This window comes from Streptomyces sp. NPDC043685 (assembly GCF_056436585.1).
Map to the genome: position 1 here is coordinate 529,843 of NZ_JBWKCH010000001.1, position 15,159 is coordinate 545,001.

At 71.2% G+C, this 15,159-nt stretch carries 19 protein-coding genes; 8 read left to right on the forward strand and 11 right to left on the reverse strand.

Translation table 11 applies throughout. The features are described from left to right. Positions 1 to 93 precede the first annotated feature (93 nt). Both AC0665_RS02550 and AC0665_RS02555 read left to right on the forward strand, forming a co-directional pair. Entirely contained in the window at positions 94 to 477 is a 384-nt protein-coding gene (locus AC0665_RS02550; RefSeq protein WP_468407040.1) for a VOC family protein, read from the forward strand. An 89-nt stretch (positions 478 to 566) separates the two neighbouring features. Next, a complete protein-coding gene (locus AC0665_RS02555) occupies positions 567 to 1,328 on the forward strand; it encodes an SDR family oxidoreductase (protein ID WP_478604937.1) in 762 nt (253 codons plus the stop codon). Between the two features lie 35 nt (positions 1,329 to 1,363). Here the strand turns inward: AC0665_RS02555 and AC0665_RS02560 are convergent, their stop codons facing one another. The 6 genes from AC0665_RS02560 to AC0665_RS02585 all read right to left on the reverse strand — a co-directional run bounded on the left by AC0665_RS02560 (position 1,364) and on the right by AC0665_RS02585 (position 6,519). Beyond that, positions 1,364 to 2,284 (reverse strand): DUF5829 family protein, encoded by a 921-nt coding sequence (locus AC0665_RS02560; protein WP_478605380.1) that lies wholly within the window; start codon positions 2,282 to 2,284, stop codon positions 1,364 to 1,366. Positions 2,285 to 2,365: 81 nt separating this feature from the next. After that, positions 2,366 to 3,058, reverse strand: a complete 693-nt coding sequence (locus AC0665_RS02565; RefSeq protein WP_478604934.1) for a DUF4389 domain-containing protein — start codon at positions 3,056 to 3,058, stop codon at positions 2,366 to 2,368. A gap of 92 nt (positions 3,059 to 3,150) precedes the next feature. Continuing rightward, entirely contained in the window at positions 3,151 to 4,266 is a 1,116-nt protein-coding gene (locus AC0665_RS02570; RefSeq protein ID WP_478604931.1) for an AI-2E family transporter, read from the reverse strand. A gap of 62 nt (positions 4,267 to 4,328) precedes the next feature. Then, on the reverse strand, positions 4,329 to 4,655 hold the full coding sequence (locus AC0665_RS02575) for a hypothetical protein (protein WP_468407048.1): 327 nt from the start codon (positions 4,653 to 4,655) through the stop codon (positions 4,329 to 4,331). Then, a complete protein-coding gene (msrA, locus tag AC0665_RS02580) occupies positions 4,648 to 5,316 on the reverse strand; it encodes a peptide-methionine (S)-S-oxide reductase MsrA (RefSeq protein ID WP_478604928.1) in 669 nt (222 codons plus the stop codon). The genes AC0665_RS02575 and msrA overlap by 8 nt, the downstream gene beginning before the upstream one ends. 81 nt (positions 5,317 to 5,397) lie before the next feature. Next, on the reverse strand, positions 5,398 to 6,519 hold the full coding sequence (locus tag AC0665_RS02585; protein ID WP_468635765.1) for a hypothetical protein: 1,122 nt from the start codon (positions 6,517 to 6,519) through the stop codon (positions 5,398 to 5,400). Positions 6,520 to 6,637: 118 nt separating this feature from the next. Here AC0665_RS02585 and AC0665_RS02590 point away from each other — a divergent pair, with 118 nt between their 5' ends. Then, a complete protein-coding gene (locus tag AC0665_RS02590) occupies positions 6,638 to 7,792 on the forward strand; it encodes a cystathionine gamma-synthase (protein WP_468407054.1) in 1,155 nt (384 codons plus the stop codon). A gap of 16 nt (positions 7,793 to 7,808) precedes the next feature. On the opposite strand, the gene AC0665_RS02595 is transcribed toward AC0665_RS02590, so the two are convergent. The 3 genes from AC0665_RS02595 to AC0665_RS02605 all read right to left on the reverse strand — a co-directional run bounded on the left by AC0665_RS02595 (position 7,809) and on the right by AC0665_RS02605 (position 9,302). After that, a complete protein-coding gene (locus AC0665_RS02595) occupies positions 7,809 to 8,057 on the reverse strand; it encodes a hypothetical protein (RefSeq protein WP_468407056.1) in 249 nt (82 codons plus the stop codon). Between the two features lie 25 nt (positions 8,058 to 8,082). Further along, positions 8,083 to 8,583, reverse strand: coding sequence for a sigma factor-like helix-turn-helix DNA-binding protein (locus AC0665_RS02600; RefSeq protein WP_468407058.1), 501 nt, complete (start codon positions 8,581 to 8,583; stop codon positions 8,083 to 8,085). Between the two features lie 212 nt (positions 8,584 to 8,795). After that, positions 8,796 to 9,302, reverse strand: a complete 507-nt coding sequence (locus AC0665_RS02605; RefSeq protein WP_363118635.1) for a MarR family winged helix-turn-helix transcriptional regulator — start codon at positions 9,300 to 9,302, stop codon at positions 8,796 to 8,798. 163 nt (positions 9,303 to 9,465) lie between these two features. Between AC0665_RS02605 and ilvA the strand changes: the two genes are divergently transcribed. From ilvA to AC0665_RS02620, 3 genes are all read left to right on the forward strand, one after another. After that, positions 9,466 to 10,695 carry a threonine ammonia-lyase gene (gene ilvA / locus AC0665_RS02610; RefSeq protein ID WP_468407060.1) on the forward strand — a complete coding sequence of 410 codons (1,230 nt, stop codon included), beginning with the start codon at positions 9,466 to 9,468 and terminating at the stop codon, positions 10,693 to 10,695. A 159-nt stretch (positions 10,696 to 10,854) separates the two neighbouring features. Continuing rightward, complete coding sequence (locus AC0665_RS02615; RefSeq protein WP_468407062.1) at positions 10,855 to 11,832, forward strand: ATP-binding cassette domain-containing protein; 978 nt, start codon at positions 10,855 to 10,857, stop codon at positions 11,830 to 11,832. Beyond that, positions 11,829 to 12,686 (forward strand): ABC transporter permease, encoded by an 858-nt coding sequence (locus AC0665_RS02620; protein ID WP_363118397.1) that lies wholly within the window; start codon positions 11,829 to 11,831, stop codon positions 12,684 to 12,686. Before AC0665_RS02615 ends, AC0665_RS02620 begins: the two co-directional genes overlap by 4 nt. Before the next feature lie 59 nt (positions 12,687 to 12,745). Here AC0665_RS02620 and greA read toward each other — a convergent pair whose 3' ends face one another. Together greA and AC0665_RS02630 are read right to left on the reverse strand one after the other, a co-directional pair. Beyond that, entirely contained in the window at positions 12,746 to 13,243 is a 498-nt protein-coding gene (gene greA / locus AC0665_RS02625; RefSeq protein ID WP_363118396.1) for a transcription elongation factor GreA, read from the reverse strand. Positions 13,244 to 13,422: 179 nt separating this feature from the next. Next, positions 13,423 to 13,821, reverse strand: coding sequence for a DUF4307 domain-containing protein (locus AC0665_RS02630; RefSeq protein WP_363118395.1), 399 nt, complete (start codon positions 13,819 to 13,821; stop codon positions 13,423 to 13,425). 147 nt (positions 13,822 to 13,968) lie between these two features. Here AC0665_RS02630 and mca point away from each other — a divergent pair, with 147 nt between their 5' ends. Next, the gene (gene mca, locus AC0665_RS02635; protein ID WP_468407066.1) at positions 13,969 to 14,850 is read left to right on the forward strand and encodes a mycothiol conjugate amidase Mca; all 882 of its coding nucleotides are present in this window, start codon (positions 13,969 to 13,971) and stop codon (positions 14,848 to 14,850) included. Then, entirely contained in the window at positions 14,843 to 15,136 is a 294-nt protein-coding gene (locus AC0665_RS02640) for a hypothetical protein (RefSeq protein ID WP_478604920.1), read from the forward strand. The genes mca and AC0665_RS02640 overlap by 8 nt, the downstream gene beginning before the upstream one ends. Positions 15,137 to 15,159: the final 23 nt, after the last annotated feature.

A 15,159-nucleotide genomic window follows, 5' to 3' on the forward strand; every position in this document is an offset into this window, starting at 1 on the left:
CAGGGCGTTCGTGATGCACGACAGGGGGCCCGGGGGGTACACGTGGGGGAGTGCACCAGAGGGGTTCGCCGGCCACGTCAGGGGAGGCCCGCCATGACCGTGCAGCTGAACCACACCATCGTCGCCGCACACGACAAGCGCGCTTCCGCTCGCTTCCTCGCCGATCTCCTGGGCCTCGACGTCAGTCCGCCCTACGGGCCGTTCCTCCCGGTCGAGATCTCCAACGGCGTGACCCTCGACTTCATGGACAGCCCCGGAGCCATCTCGCCGCAGCACTACGCCTTCCTCGTCTCGGAGGACGAGTTCGACGAGATCCTGGGCCGCGTCCAGAAGGCCGGCCTGACCTACTGGGCGGATCCGTTCCACAGCCGTCCCGGCGAGATCAACCACAACGACGGCGGCCGCGGAGCCTACTTCAACGACCCCGACGGCCACCGCCTGGAGATCATCACGCGGCCCTACGGAAGCGGCGGCTGAGCCGCCCGCCCCCCGGCTCGTCACATCGTCGCGCCGCCGCGCGTCATACCGGCGAAGGCGACCACCCGACGAAGAACTGGGGAGCAGTCATGGCAGCACCGATCCTGGTCACCGGCGGCACGGGCACCCTGGGCGGCCACGTCGTCCCGCTGCTGCGCGCCGCGGGCCACGACGTGCGGATCCTCACCCGGCACGCCCGCCCGGCCGCGGACGGCGTCCGGTACGTCACCGGCGACCTGCTGAAGGACGAGGGCGTGGCGGCCGCCGTCGACGGCGCGCGGACCGTGCTGCACCTGGCGGGCGGCCCCAAGGGCGACGACGAGGCCACCCGCGCCCTGGTGCGCGCCGCGTCCCGGGCCGGCGTCCGGCACCTGCTCTACGTCTCGGTCATCGGCGCCGACCGGATTCCGCTGGCCTGGATGCGGACGAAGCTGGAGTCGGAGCGGGCCGTCGCCGAGTCGGGCATCCCGTGGACGACCCTGCGCGCGGCCCAGTTCCACGACCTGGCGTTCACCCTGGTCGAGAAGATGGCGAAACTGCCGGTGTTCCCGGTCCCCGGCGGCCTCCGGCTCCAGCCGGTGGACGCGCGCGAGGTCGCCGCCCGCCTCGCGGAACTGGCCCTCGGCGCTCCTCGCGGCCTGGTCCCCGACCTGGCCGGGCCGGACCTCCACGACCTCGCCGGTCTGGCCCGCCCCTACCTCCGCCTGCGCGGCAAGCGCCGCCCGATGCTGCCGGTGCGCATCCCGGGGAAGGCGGGGCGGGCCTACCGGGCGGGGGCGAACCTGGCGGAGGCCGGGGCGGAGGCGGGGAAGCGGACGTGGGAGGAATTCCTGGCGGAAAGGCTGGGCTAGGCCGTGTCCGCATGGAGGGACTTCGCGGACACGGGCTAGGACCGGTCCTGCTCCTCGAAGGTCCACACGGCGTGCGACCCCGGGCCGACCACCAGGGCCGAGTGGCCGATCCGCTCCACGTGCCGGTACGGCACCGGATGGTTCAGCGACATCTCGACCTGCCGCAGGCCCACCTGGTCCAGGGGCACGGAGTCGAAGCGGATGGTGGTGCCGCCGCCCTTCGCGACGACGCCCCCGCCCGGCAGCGAGCGGACGGCGAACCCGCCGGCCTCCAGCAACGGCACCGTACTGGCGAGGTCGCGTGCGGTGACCGCGATCCTGATGCCGGTGACGTCCCGCATCAGCCGGTCGCGGTAGGTGTCCGGCAGGTAGCGCTCCCGGCCCACGTCACCGGGGTGGGAGGCGGGCTCGGTGTTGCCGCGCGGGTCGGCGAAGTACTCCGGGCGGTACTCCATCCCCCAGGCCCCGAAGAGGTCGTACTGCTCGGTGGTGAGGACGGCGTCGAACCAGGGCACAGGGACGCCGTCGCCGAAGTCGCGCGTCTGCCGGAACTCGACCGGGTCGGTGATCCCGGACGCGCGCAGCCGCTCGACCACCGTGGGCAGGTCCCCGGCGCGCTCGGCCGACACCCCCAGGCCGGCGGAGCCGAGGGTGCCGTCCTTGCCGGGTACGTCGCCCACCCCGAACAACTCGAGATAGGTCTCGCGCCCCATCAGATAGCGGCCGGTCCAGGTCTGCCCGCCGGAGCCGGTCGTGGTGCGGACCTGGAAGTGGGCGAAGTCCCGCAGATAGGAGGAGTGCTCGATGGCGTCCGCGGTCACCCGGTCGAACACGCCGTAGGCGTGGTTGTAGAAGAGCAGTTGACGCCCGCTCGCCGTCCCGTTCCCCTCGGCCCGCGCCGTGCCCGCCCCGCCCTGGACCGCCCCCGCGAGGGCCAGAGCGATGACCATGATCAGCTGTAACGCTCGTCTGAGAACCATGCGAGGGAGCGTAGAGCGGGAGGAAACGCTTCCGCTGTGGATTACGCCTACGCGGGGTCAGGCCTTGGTCATCGGGGAGCCCGGTTGCGGTGTCGGCGGTGACGCCGCCGGGGGTTCCTGCCCGCCCTGGTCGAGCCGGAACGGCGGGTACTGATCCGTCAGCAGCGCGGCGTAGGCCGTCACCCGGGCCGCCCAGCGGGCCAGGCCGATCAGGAAGTCGAACAGGTGCCGCGGGTAACGGGCGGTGAAGAGCAGGATGACGACGGCGACCAGGGAGAGGAAGGGCAGCAGCCCGCCCCGCCAGCCGTCCTGGCCGCCCCAGCCGCCCCCGGTGAACAGCGCGACGACGATGTACTGCGGGATCGCCAGCAGCCACCACTTCACCAGGACCAGCCCGCGGGACAGCCGCTCGGGGTGGACGACGTCGAAGCGCGCCGGGTAGTCGGGCACGTCGGCGAGGGTGAACGGCGGGTACCGGTCGGTGCCGAGGGCGGTGTGCGCGTAGTAGGTGACCCGCCAGTTCCAGCGCAGCACGCCGACGTTGTAGTCGAAGAGGACCCGCGGGTAGCGGGCGGTGAACAGGATCGCGAAGAAGGCGATCACGGTCACGACGACGAACCCGATCCACAGGAACACCAGCACGATGTAGTGCGGGACGGCGAGCAGCCACTTCACCAGCCACATCCAGCGGGACAGGCGGGGATCGACGGACGCCTCCAGACGCACAGCGGAAGCGGCGACAGGATTCATGGGCGCATTCCTCCTCGCCCGCAGGCTCTCAAGCGGGCAGGAGTCCGGCGACCGGGGCAGGGCCGTTCGCATGGCGGACGCCCCCGAAATCGCTACGACGGCACGGCGGGTGTGGAGTCCGGTCCACCGTCTCCCGGCTCGCCCGCCGGGTCGGCGAGCTGCTCGCGCAGGTAGTTCCACACCACCGCCATCAGCGCGGCCACGGGCACGGCGAGCAGGCTGCCCACGATGCCGGCGAGGCTGCCGCCCAGGGTCACCGCCAGCAGCACGACGGCCGCGTGGAGACCGAGACCGCGGCTCTGGATCATGGGCTGGAAGACGTTGCCCTCCAGCTGCTGCACCACGACGATGATCACCAGCACGATCAGCGCGTCCGTCAGGCCGTTGGAGACGAGCGCGATGAGCACCGCGACGAAGCCCGCGAACAGGGCGCCGATGATCGGCACGAACGCCGAGACGAAGGTCAGCACCGCCAGCGGAAGCACCAGCGGCACGCCCAGGATCCACAGCCCCAGGCCGATCAGGACCGCGTCGAGCAGACCGACGGCCGCCTGGGACCGCACGAAGGCACCCAGGGTGTCCCAGCCGCGTGCGCACACGGTCGGCACGTCGGTGGCGAGCCGGCCGGGCAGCTGGCGGGACAGCCACGGCAGGAACCGCGGGCCGTCCTTGAGGAAGAAGAACATCAGGAAAAGCGCGAGGACGGCGGTGACGACGCCGTTCACCACGGTGCTCACCCCGGTGACGACGGCGCCCACCATGCTGCCGACGCCCTCCTGGGCGCGGGCGACCGCGCTGTCGAACGCCTTGTTGATCTGCGCGTCCCCGATGTTCAGCGGCGGCCCGGCGGCCCACTCGCGCAACCGCTGGATGCCCTCCACGACCCCGTCGGTCAGCTCCCCGGACTGGGAGGCCACCGGCACGGCGATCAGCGCCACGACACCGGCGGCGACCAGCAGGAACAGCACGGTCACGACGGAAGCGGCCAGCGCGGGCGGCCACCCGCGCCGGCGCAGGAAACGGGCCGCGGGCCAGGTCAGTGTCGTCAGCAGCAGCCCGACCACGAGCGGCCACACCACCGACCACATCCGGCCCAGCAGCCACAGAGCCACGACGGACAGGGCGAACACGAGCAGCACATCGGCGGAAACCCGCGCGGATATCCGCAGAGCGGCACGGGATCTGTCGGAACTCAGGGGCGCAGTCACGCAGGCACCCTATTGGCTGTGCGTACGTTCCCAGCAGCCCCCCGTCCTTCGGGAGCGGGCCGTCAGCGGACGGTGTACATGCTGAAGATGTGCAGGGCCGCCTCGATCTGTGCCCGTGTGCGGTCGTCGGGTGCCCCCGTGAGCCGGACGAAGACGACGGAGGAGCCGGGGTCGGCCGCCACCAGCAGGGTCATCGGCACCCGGCCCGCCAGCGGGTAGTCGTACCAGCCGTCGGGCTCCTCCACGTCCGTGTGCAGCATCGCGTTGTCGATGGCCAGCCAGTCCGAGTCGTCGAAGTCGTAGCCGCAGAACTCCGCGATCGACTCGCAGAACGGCCGCAGACCCTCCTCGAAGATCCAGCCCCCGCCGAAGCTCGCGGTGTCACCCATCGGCCCGGGCCACACCGATCGGGCAGGACACACCTGTGCCGCCGATGCCGCAGTAGCCCGCGGGGTTCTTGTCCAGGTACTGCTGGTGGTAGCCCTCCGCCGGGTAGAAGGGCCGGCCCTGGGCCGAGACGATCTCCGTGGTGACGCTGCCGCGGCCGGACGACGTCAGGACCTTCTGGTACGCCTCGCGGGAGGACTTGGCGGTGGCCTCCTGCTCGGGGGTGTGGGCGTAGATCGCCGAGCGGTACTGCGTGCCCACGTCATTGCCCTGGCGGAAGCCCTGCGTGGGGTCGTGGGACTCCCAGAACGTCTTCAGCAGCCGCTCGTACGAGATCCGCTCCGGGTCGAAGACCACCCGGACGACCTCGGTGTGGCCGGTCAGGCCCGAGCAGACCTCCTCGTACGTGGGGTTCTCGGTGTGGCCGCCCTGGTAGCCGACGAGGGTCGTCCAGACACCGGAGGGGAGCTGCCAGAACGTGCGTTCCGCGCCCCAGAAGCAGCCCAGTCCGAAGTCCGCCGTCTCCAGGCCCTCGGGGTACGGGCCGAGCAGCGGGGTGCCGAGGACGGTGTGGCGGTCGGGCACCGTGAACACCGGTTCCGGGCGGCCGGACAGTGCCTGCTCGGGAGTCGGCAGCGTCGGCGTACGGCTGTACAGGAACATGCGGGCTCCAATCGGGGCGACGCCCCCCTCAACGTGCCGCACGCGACCGGCATTCCCGCGCGGCCGCGGCACCGGCGCGCCTCAGTGCGGCAGACTCGCGGGGCTGCCGCCGTTCGCCTCGTAGCCCGCCACCGCGAGCGCCCGGTACACGGCGAACTCGGCCGCCGGATCGGCGGACAGGGTCCAGGGCAGGGCGCCCACGTGGCCGTCGACGTGCACCAGCTGGTGCATGGCCTCCGACCAGCGCTCACCGCGGACCAGGAAGAACACCAGCAGGTGCCGCACATGGGCCAGCATCGGGTCGTCGGGGCGGGCCGAGTGCACCGCGTGCAGCGCGCCGTGCACCGCCTTCGTGACGACCTCGCTCTGCCAGAAGTTCGCCACCAGGGTCACCTCGGGCAGGTGCTCGAACACCGCGAAGAGGGGCATCGCCGCGAGGAGCGAACCCCGGGGCGCCCGCGCCGCCGCGGCCTCGGCGAACGCGTACGCCTCGGCACGCGAGCCGTGCCACTTCTCGCACCAGTAGTGCAGCGCGGCCAGGTGCGCCCCCATGTGGGCCGGGGCGCGGTCCAGGATCTTCAGCCAGATCTGCTCGAAGTCCTTCTGGGAGTAGCCGAGACCGCGGGCCACCGACAGCTCCACGATGTACGGGATCGGGTCACCCGGGGCGAGCAGCGCCGCGTCGCCGCACGCCGTCCTGGCCTCCTCCATGATGATCCGGAACTCGTCCGTCCCCGGCGTCGCCGTCCGCCACGCCTGCTGCACCAGGAACTCGGCGTGCACCGCCGCGCCGCCCGCGTCCTTGGGCGCCTCGGCCCGCCACACCCGCAGCCACTGCCCGCCCGGCGCCTCGCTCACCCCGCCGGGCCGCCGCGCGAGCTCCAGCGAGGCCGCGCCCGCGAAGGCCTGCACGCGCTGCCAGCGCCGCTCGCCCTCCGTCTCGGTGCCCGCCAGGAGCTGCTGTGCGGCGCGGTAGTCCCCCGTGCGCTGCACCACGTCCAGAACGTCCAGCAGGTCCTGGTCGGGGCCCGGCATGCGGATGTCGAGCTCCTCCTCCAGGACGAAGCCGTAGTTCGCCGGGTCCGCCGCGTCCGGGTGGTCGGGGGAGACCAGCCCGGTCGCGACACCGCGCCTGCGCCGCAGGAAGGGAAGCAGCACGAAGCCCAGCATGACCAGCGCGATCAGGACCCACAGAATCTCCATGCGACAAGCGAACCAGACCGCGCCGACAATTGGCCAACGTGGGCCGCGAACCTGTGGAAAACCCCGCGTAGCCCCGTCCCCCGGCACTCCTCGCGTCGGCGCACTACCCTCGGTGCTCATGAGCGACAGGCACATCAGTCAGCACTTCGAGACGCTCGCGATCCACGCGGGCAACACCGCCGACCCCCTGACGGGCGCGGTCGTCCCGCCGATCTACCAGGTCTCCACCTACAAGCAGGACGGTGTCGGCGGGCTGCGCGGCGGCTACGAGTACAGCCGCAGCGCCAATCCCACCAGGACCGCGCTGGAGGAGAACCTCGCCGCCCTGGAGGGCGGCCGCCGCGGTCTCGCGTTCGCGTCCGGGCTGGCGGCCGAGGACTGCCTGCTGCGTACGCTGCTCGTCCCCGGCGACCACGTGGTCATCCCCAACGACGCCTACGGCGGCACGTTCCGCCTGTTCGCCAAGGTCGTCGCCCGCTGGGGCGTGGAGTGGTCGGTCGCCGACACCAGCGACCCGGCCGCCGTGCGGGCCGCCCTCACCCCCAAGACCAAGGTCGTCTGGGTGGAGACCCCCTCCAACCCGCTGCTCGGCATCACCGACATCGCCGCCGTGGCCCAGGTCGCCCGGGACGCCGGCGCCCGCCTCGTCGTCGACAACACCTTCGCCACGCCCTACCTCCAGCAGCCGCTGGCGCTGGGCGCGGACGTCGTCGTGCACTCGCTGACCAAGTACATGGGCGGTCACTCCGACGTCGTCGGCGGTGCCCTGATCACCGGCGACGCCGCCCTGGGCGAGGAGCTGGCCTTCCACCAGAACGCGATGGGCGCGGTCGCCGGGCCCTTCGACTCCTGGCTGGTGCTGCGCGGCACCAAGACCCTCTCCGTGCGCATGGACCGGCACAGCGAGAACGCCGTCAAGGTCGCCGACATGCTCACCCGGCACGCGCGCGTGACCAGCGTGCTGTACCCGGGCCTGCCGGAGCACCCCGGTCACGAGGTCGCCGCCAAGCAGATGAAGTCGTTCGGCGGCATGGTGTCCTTCCGCGTCGCGGGCGGCGAGGAGGCGGCCGTCGAGGTCTGCAACCGCGCCAGGATCTTCACGCTGGGCGAGTCCCTGGGCGGCGTCGAGTCGCTGATCGAGCACCCCGGCCGCATGACGCACGCCTCCGTGGCCGGCTCGGCCCTGGAGGTCCCGGCCGACCTGGTGCGCCTCTCGGTGGGCATCGAGAACGCCGACGACCTGCTGGAGGACCTCCAGCAGGCGCTGGGCTAGCGGGACCCGAGCTGCGTCACCAGCCGGTGAGGGGTGGAGTCGTGTCGGACGGCGGCTCCACCCACGGGCGGGCCGTCAGGGCCCACACCGTGAACGCGACGGCGGCCGCGAAGAGCAGCAGCCACATCGCGCGGCGGGCGAGCGTCCGGCGCCGCAGGATCCGTCCGCCCCTGCGCACCGCCTCCGTATGGATCTCGGGCGGCAGGGGCCGCGGCGCCTGCTCCAGCAGCCGCCGTACGGCCGCCTCACGGTCGGTCCCTCTCATGACGCCCTCCGGTCGCCGGCCCGGTTCATGACGGCACCGGCTTCGCGGTGGTCACGGTGGGCGAGGGGCCCTGCGGGCGGTGCAGGAGGGCCGAGGTCGCCCGGTGGCAGATGGCGCGAACCCGCTCCGGGGACAGCCCCAGCAGGGCCGCCGTCTGCTCCTCGGCGACACCTTCGTGGAGCCTGAGCACCAGGATCAGCCGTTCCTGCGGGGTCAGCGTGGCCAGGGGGCTCGCGGGGTGCGCCCGGGGGCGGCCGAGTCCGCCGTGGTGCCACGCGCCGCGTGCGAATCGGGTGGCCAGGTGGCAGCGGGTGCGGTCGTAGGGGTCCTCGCCGCGCAGCCGGTCCCAGCGCGCGTACGTGTGGGCCAGCGACAGGGTCAGCAGGCGCCGCGCGCGGGGATTGTCGTCCGGGGCCTCCGCGGTGAGCAGCGTGGCGGCGTGCAGCAGCCGCCCGGCCGCGCCCGCGACGAACGCCTCGAACTCCCGGGCGCGACGGGTGGCCCGGGCCGCATGCCGCTCCAGCACCGCGCCTCCCGCCTGACGGCGACCCTGAGGATGCGGGCCCCGGTCGCACACGAACGGGGACCCGGTCTCATATCAGGCCAGGGACGGCCCCGGGGTCAAGAGCCGCGCACGGCTCGCGCGGTGCCACGCGCGCATGGCACCCCGGCCGTCGTATCGCTGCCGTACGCGTGCCGTGCCGAGCGCGTGCCGCGAGCGACCGCGCCGTGCGGCCCTCAGGCCGTCGGCTGCGCCTCCGGCCCCGGCATTCCCTGGGCCGACATCCGGGAGGACAGCGCCGTGTTGAACCGGGTGAGGAGGTCGCAGAACGCCTCGCGCTCCTCCGGCTCCCAGTCGTGGGTCAGCTCGGCCATCAACTGCCGCCGCGAGGAGCGCACTTCCTCCAGGCGGGCCTGACCGCGCGGGGACAGCTGCAACACCACCGCGCGCCCGTCCTCGGGGTGGGAGGTGCGCTTGACCAGGCCGGTGTCCACGAGCGGAGCCACCTGCCGGGTGACCGTCGACGAGTCGATCCCCATGCTCGCGGCGAGCGCCTTCACGCCCATCGGGCCTTCCTTGTCGAGGCGGTTGAGCAGCAGGTACGCGGCACGGTCCATGGAATTGCGCACCTGCCCGACGCCGCCGAGCCGGGTCTGTTCGGCACGGCGGGCGAACAGTGCCACCTCGTGCTGCAGCGTGTCGAGAAGACCGGTGTCACCGACGGTCGTCATGTCCATCGACATTTCAGGTGTTGTGGGCATGGCCGGGGGCTCACTTCGTGGAGGGCTGGCAGATTGGGGGACAGGGTACGCGGACGGAAGGCGGACCGTACCGGCGCTGCGCAAAGCGGGTCTCGGAGGTTGGTCACAACGGTCGTTCCCGCCTGTGAACTGCGATGCTGGAGTCATGAGCTACGGCACGGCTGACTCCTTTCGCCCCGTCACCCTCGACGACGTGCGCGGCGCGCAGAAGATGCTCTCGGGTGTGGCGCGGGTGACCGCGATGGAGGGCAGCAGGCACCTGTCCCAGCTGGTCGGCGCGCCGGTGCATCTCAAGTGCGAGAACCTCCAGCGGACCGGCTCGTTCAAGCTGCGCGGCGCGTACGTCAGGATCGCCGGTCTGCTGCCCGAGGAGCGTGCCGCCGGTGTCGTCGCCGCGAGCGCCGGCAACCACGCGCAGGGCGTCGCCCTGGCGTCCTCCCTGCTGGGCGTGCGTTCCACGGTGTTCATGCCGAACGGCGCCCCGCTGCCCAAGGTCAGCGCCACCCGGGACTACGGGGCCGAGGTGCGGCTGCACGGCCAGGTGGTCGACGAGACGCTGGCCGCCGCGCAGGAGTACGCGGCCGAGACGGGCGCGGTGTTCATCCACCCCTTCGACCACCCCGACATCATCGCCGGGCAGGGCACGGTGGGCTTGGAGATCCTGGAGCAGTGCCCCGAGGTGCGCACCGTCCTGGTCGGGATCGGCGGGGGCGGACTCGCCGCCGGGATCGCGGTGGCGGTGAAGTCCCTGCGGCCGGACGTGCGGATCGTGGGCGTGCAGGCGGCGGGCGCGGCTGCCTACCCGCCCTCGCTGGCGGCGGGCCGGCCGGTGACGGTGGAGAACCCGGCGACGATGGCCGACGGCATCAAGGTGGGGCGGCCGGGCGACGTGCCGTTCGGCATCGTCGGACAGCTGGTCGACGAGGTGCGCACGGTGAGCGAGGACGAGCTGTCCGCCGCGCTGCTGCTGTGCCTGGAGCGGGCCAAGCTCGTCGTGGAGCCGGCCGGGGCGAGCCCGGTGGCGGCGCTGCTGAGCGAGGCCGGCACCTTCGAGGGCCCGGTCGTCGCGGTGCTGTCCGGCGGCAACGTCGACCCGGTGCTGATGGAGCGGGTGCTGCGGCACGGCATGGCCGCACAGGGCCGCTACCTGGCGGTCCGGCTGCGGCTGACGGACCGGCCCGGTGCCCTTGCCACGCTTCTGGGCGTGTTGTCAGTGGTCGACGCTAACGTCCTGGATGTGAGCCACCTACGGACCGACCCGCGGCTCGGGCTCACGGAGGCGGAGGTCGAGCTGCACCTGGAGACGAAGGGCCCGGCGCACTGCGCCGAGGTGGGTCAGGCGCTGCGCGAGGCGGGCTACACGGTCATCGGCTGACCGCTCCCGGCCCGGTCGAAGATCCTTTCGTCGCACGGAGAACACCCACGGACCCACTCATTGTGAGACGCGATACATCGCGATATGGTGTGTCGGTGTGAAGCCTCGCCGGACGTCCGTCCGGACATCTATGACATCTACGACGACGTGGAGACTCATATGCCAGGCGCCATCTACGCCGAAGGCCTGGTCAAGACCTTCGGTGACGTAAAGGCCTTGGACGGCGTCGACCTCGACGTGCCCGAAGGCACGGTCCTCGGCCTGCTCGGGCCGAACGGCGCGGGCAAGACGACCACCGTCCGCTGCCTGACCACCCTGCTGCGGCCCGACAGCGGACGCGCGGTCGTCGCGGGCATCGACGTACTGAAGCAACCCGACGCGGTCCGCCGCTCCATCGGCCTGTCCGGCCAGTTCGCCGCCGTCGACGAATACCTGACCGGCCGGGAGAACCTCCAGATGGTCGGCCGGCTGTACCAGATGCGGGCCAAGGCGGCGAAGGAGCGCGCGGCCGAACTGCTGGAGCAGTTCCACCTCACGGACGCCGCCGACCGCCCCACCAAGACCTACTCCGGCGGCATGCGCCGCCGCCTCGACCTCGCGGCGGCCCTGGTCGTCTCACCGCCCGTGATGTTCATGGACGAGCCCACGACCGGCCTCGACCCCCGCAACCGCCAGCAGCTGTGGGAGGTCATCAAGCAGCTGGTCTCCGGCGGCACCACCCTGCTGCTCACCACGCAGTACCTGGAGGAGGCCGACCACCTGGCGCACGACATCGCGGTGGTGGACCACGGCAAGGTCATCGCCCAGGGCACCTCCGACCAGCTCAAGGCCCGCACCGGCGGCGAGCGCGTCGAGGTCGTGGTGCACGAGCGGGAGCACATCCCGGCCGCCGCGGAGGTCCTCGCCGGATTCGGCAAGGGCGAGACCACCGTCGAGGAGCACATGCGCAAGCTCACCGCGCCCGTCACCGGCGGCGCCAAGCTCCTGGCCGAGGTCATCCGCGAACTGGACACCCGCGGCATCGAGATCGACGACATCGGCCTGCGCAGGCCCACCCTCGACGACGTCTTCCTGTCCCTCACGGGACACGTGGCCGAGGCCAAAATCCAGGAGAACGACAAGGAGGACGCCCAGTGAGCGCCGTCACCGACACCGTGCGGGTGGCGCCGGCCACGAACCCGGTCAGCCAGTCCATCCGGGACTCGATGGTCGTGGCCAAGCGCAACCTGATCCGCATGTCCCGGATCCCCGAGATGATCATCTACGGGCTGATCCAGCCGATCATGTTCGTGGTGCTGTTCACCTACGTCTTCGGCGGCTCCATGCAGATCGGCAACAGCACCAGCGCGGCCGACTACAAGAACTTCCTGATGGCCGGCATCTTCGCGCAGACCGTCACGTTCGCCACCGCCAGCTCCGGCGCCGGCATCGCCGACGACATGCACAAGGGCCTCATCGACCGCTTCCGCTCCCTGCCCATGGCGCGCGGCGCCGTGCTCACCGGGCGCACCCTCGCCGACTCCGTGCAGACGGCCCTGACCCTGGTGGTCCTCGCCGTGGTCGCCCTGCTGGTCGGCTGGCGCGTCGGGTCGGACGGCAGCACCAACGCCGCCAAGGTCCTCGCGGCCTTCGGCCTGCTGCTTCTGCTCGGCTACGCGTTCACCTGGATCGGCGCCCTCATCGGCATGTCCGTGAGGACCCCCGAGGCGGCCACCTCCAGCGGCCTGATCTGGCTCTTCCCGGTCACCTTCATCTCCAACGCCTTCGTGGACACCAGCCACATGACCCCCTGGCTGCGCCACATCGCCGAGTGGAACCCCTTCAGCGCCACGGTCCAGGCCTGCCGCGTGCTGTTCGCCAACCCGGGCCGGTCACCGTCGGACGCCTGGCCCATGCAGCACCCCGTGTGGGCCTCGCTGATCTACTCGATCCTGATCCTGGTGGTCTTCCGGACACTGGCGGTGCGCAAGTACCGCTCGGCGACGGCATGACAGCGCCCCCGGTGCCGCAGCGGCGCCGGGGGCAGCTCAGGGCTCGAAAAGACGGCGGGTCAGCCCTCGTACGGTTCGGCCTTGAGGATCTTCACCAGGGCCTTCTTGCCGTTCGGCAGCTCGTACTCCGCGTCCTCGCCGACCTTGTGGCCGATCACGCCGGTGCCCAGCGGGGACTGCGGCGAGTACGTCTCGATGTCGGAGCTCGCGTACTCGCGGGAGGCGAGCAGGAACGTCAGCGTGTCGTCCTCGTCGCCGTCGAACGCGATCGTGACGACCATGCCGGGCGCCACCGCGCCGTCCGCCGCAGGCGCCTCACCGACCTTGGCGCTCTCCAGGAGCTGGGTGAGCTGGCGCACACGGAGCTCCTGCTTGCCCTGCTCCTCCTTGGCCGCGTGGTACCCGCCGTTCTCACGCAGGTCGCCCTCCTCGCGCGCCGCGGCGATCTTCGCCGAGATCTCCGCCCGCGCGGGACCAGTAAGGTACTCAAGCTCAGCCTTGAGCTTGTTGTACGCCTCCTGGGTCAGCCAGGTGACGTTCTCGCTGGTCTGGGTCACAGGTGCTCCTCGTAGGTACTGGGAATACAAAGCATCGCCCTACCCAGAAGAATGTTCCTTCACGGAAGGGCGAAACCACGAGCCTAACAATTCAGGGCCCGAAGGGGGAGGACATAAGCGACCAGAATCACGTCAATGCAGGTCAGCCTCTACGCATTCCAGGTGACGCCGGGCTGTCGTCAGCCGGCGTGACAGCCCAGCAGCTCCGCCGTGGTCCCCGGGGAGGTCGTACGGAGGGTGACGACCTTGTCGATGCGGGTGTCGTCCCCGCCGAAGCGGAAGTCGGCCCGGCCCACCTCGGCCCCGTTCTCGGCCTGTGAGCGCACGGTGCAGTAGCCGTCGGTGCCGGCGTCCTTGCGGACCTCCAGATGCACCCGCACGGACTCCTTGCCCGGCTCGAAGCTGATCACCTCGGCGCTGATCTCGTTCTTGGCGACGTAGTGGTAGCCGAAATAGCCGACGAGCCCCAGCAGCGCCACCGCGAGGACGGCACCCACGACCTTGAGCGTGCGGTCGGCGCGCTCGTCCGAGGAACGGCCGTATCGGCCCTCGGGCGGTCGTGTGCTCGCCGTACTCATGATCGTCCTCCAGACCGGGCCGGGACGCGGGTCCCGGAAGGGGCTCCAGGGCAGGGCCCCGGAATTATTCGCCCCCCGATTCGGTCACTATAGAAGCCGCTGATTGCGCCGACGCACACAGGGCGCCGACTTACTGAGGATTGAGTCTTGACTGACCAGTTGCGACTGATGGCCGTTCACGCCCACCCCGACGACGAGTCGAGCAAGGGCGCCGCGACCATGGCGAAGTACGTGTCCGAGGGGGTGGACGTGCTGGTCGTGACCTGCACGGGCGGGGAACGCGGCTCCATCCTCAATCCGAAGCTCCAGGGCGACGCGTACATCGAGGAGCACATTCACGAGGTGCGCAAGAAGGAGATGGACGAGGCCCGGGAGATCCTGGGCGTCAAGCAGGAGTGGCTCGGCTTCGTCGACTCCGGCCTGCCCGAGGGGGACCCGCTGCCGCCGCTGCCCGAGGGCTGCTTCGCCCTGGAGGACGTGGACCACGCGGCCGGTGAGCTGGTGCGCAAGATCCGCGCGTTCCGCCCGCAGGTGATCACCACCTACGACGAGAACGGCGGCTACCCGCACCCCGACCACATCATGACCCACAAGATCTCGATGGTGGCGTTCGAGTCGGCGGCGGACACCGAGAAGTACCCGGAGGCCGAGTACGGCCCCGCCTACCAGCCGCAGAAGCTCTACTACAACCAGGGCTTCAACCGGCCGCGCACCGAGGCCCTGCACCAGGCGATGCTGGACCGCGGCCTGGAGTCCCCCTACGGGGACTGGCTCAAGCGCTGGGAGGAGTTCGGCATGAAGCAGCGCACGCTCACCACGCACATCCCCTGCGCCGAGTTCTTCGAGATCCGCGACAAGGCGCTGATCGCCCACGCCACGCAGATCGACCCGGACGGCGGCTGGTTCAAGGTGCCGATGGAGATCCAGAAGGACGTCTGGCCGACCGAGGAGTACGAGCTGGCGAAGTCCCTCGTCGATACCTCCCTCCCCGAGGACGACCTCTTTGCGGGCATCCGCGACAATGCCTGACATGAGCGCAAGCGCAAGCCTGGCAATGACGCACCTCGTCACCTTCGCCAAGGAGGTCGACGAGGACAAGGTCACCCCCGGCGTCCTCGGTTTCATCGTCTTCGCGGCGATGGCCCTGGCGGTGTGGGCCCTGATGAAGTCCATGAGCCGGCACATGAACCGGGTGGACTTCAAGCAGGTCCCGGAGCCGAGGTCGGAGCAGCCGGAACCGGCGGAACCGGCCGGGTCCGAGGAGTCCGCCGAGAGCGCCGCCGGCGCCGGCAAGAAGCCGTCCGGAAACGGCTAGCCGTCCGGAACGGCTGACCGGCC

Bases quoted from the DNA above. Each gene is read 5' to 3' on its own strand.
- AC0665_RS02630 (WP_363118395.1), bottom strand. From the start codon at position 13,821: ATGAGTACGGCGAGCACACGACCGCCCGAGGGCCGATACGGCCGTTCC.
- AC0665_RS02575 (WP_468407048.1), bottom strand. From the start codon at position 4,655: ATGGGTGACACCGCGAGCTTCGGCGGGGGCTGGATCTTCGAGGAGGGT.
- AC0665_RS02550 (WP_468407040.1), top strand. From the start codon at position 94: ATGACCGTGCAGCTGAACCACACCATCGTCGCCGCACACGACAAGCGC.
- ilvA (WP_468407060.1), top strand. From the start codon at position 9,466: ATGAGCTACGGCACGGCTGACTCCTTTCGCCCCGTCACCCTCGACGAC.
- AC0665_RS02590 (WP_468407054.1), top strand. From the start codon at position 6,638: ATGAGCGACAGGCACATCAGTCAGCACTTCGAGACGCTCGCGATCCAC.
- AC0665_RS02585 (WP_468635765.1), bottom strand. From the start codon at position 6,519: ATGGAGATTCTGTGGGTCCTGATCGCGCTGGTCATGCTGGGCTTCGTG.
- msrA (WP_478604928.1), bottom strand. From the start codon at position 5,316: ATGTTCCTGTACAGCCGTACGCCGACGCTGCCGACTCCCGAGCAGGCA.
- AC0665_RS02595 (WP_468407056.1), bottom strand. From the start codon at position 8,057: ATGAGAGGGACCGACCGTGAGGCGGCCGTACGGCGGCTGCTGGAGCAG.
- AC0665_RS02555 (WP_478604937.1), top strand. From the start codon at position 567: ATGGCAGCACCGATCCTGGTCACCGGCGGCACGGGCACCCTGGGCGGC.
- AC0665_RS02615 (WP_468407062.1), top strand. From the start codon at position 10,855: ATGCCAGGCGCCATCTACGCCGAAGGCCTGGTCAAGACCTTCGGTGAC.
- AC0665_RS02605 (WP_363118635.1), bottom strand. From the start codon at position 9,302: ATGTCGATGGACATGACGACCGTCGGTGACACCGGTCTTCTCGACACG.
- AC0665_RS02565 (WP_478604934.1), bottom strand. From the start codon at position 3,058: ATGAATCCTGTCGCCGCTTCCGCTGTGCGTCTGGAGGCGTCCGTCGAT.
- AC0665_RS02640 (WP_478604920.1), top strand. From the start codon at position 14,843: ATGCCTGACATGAGCGCAAGCGCAAGCCTGGCAATGACGCACCTCGTC.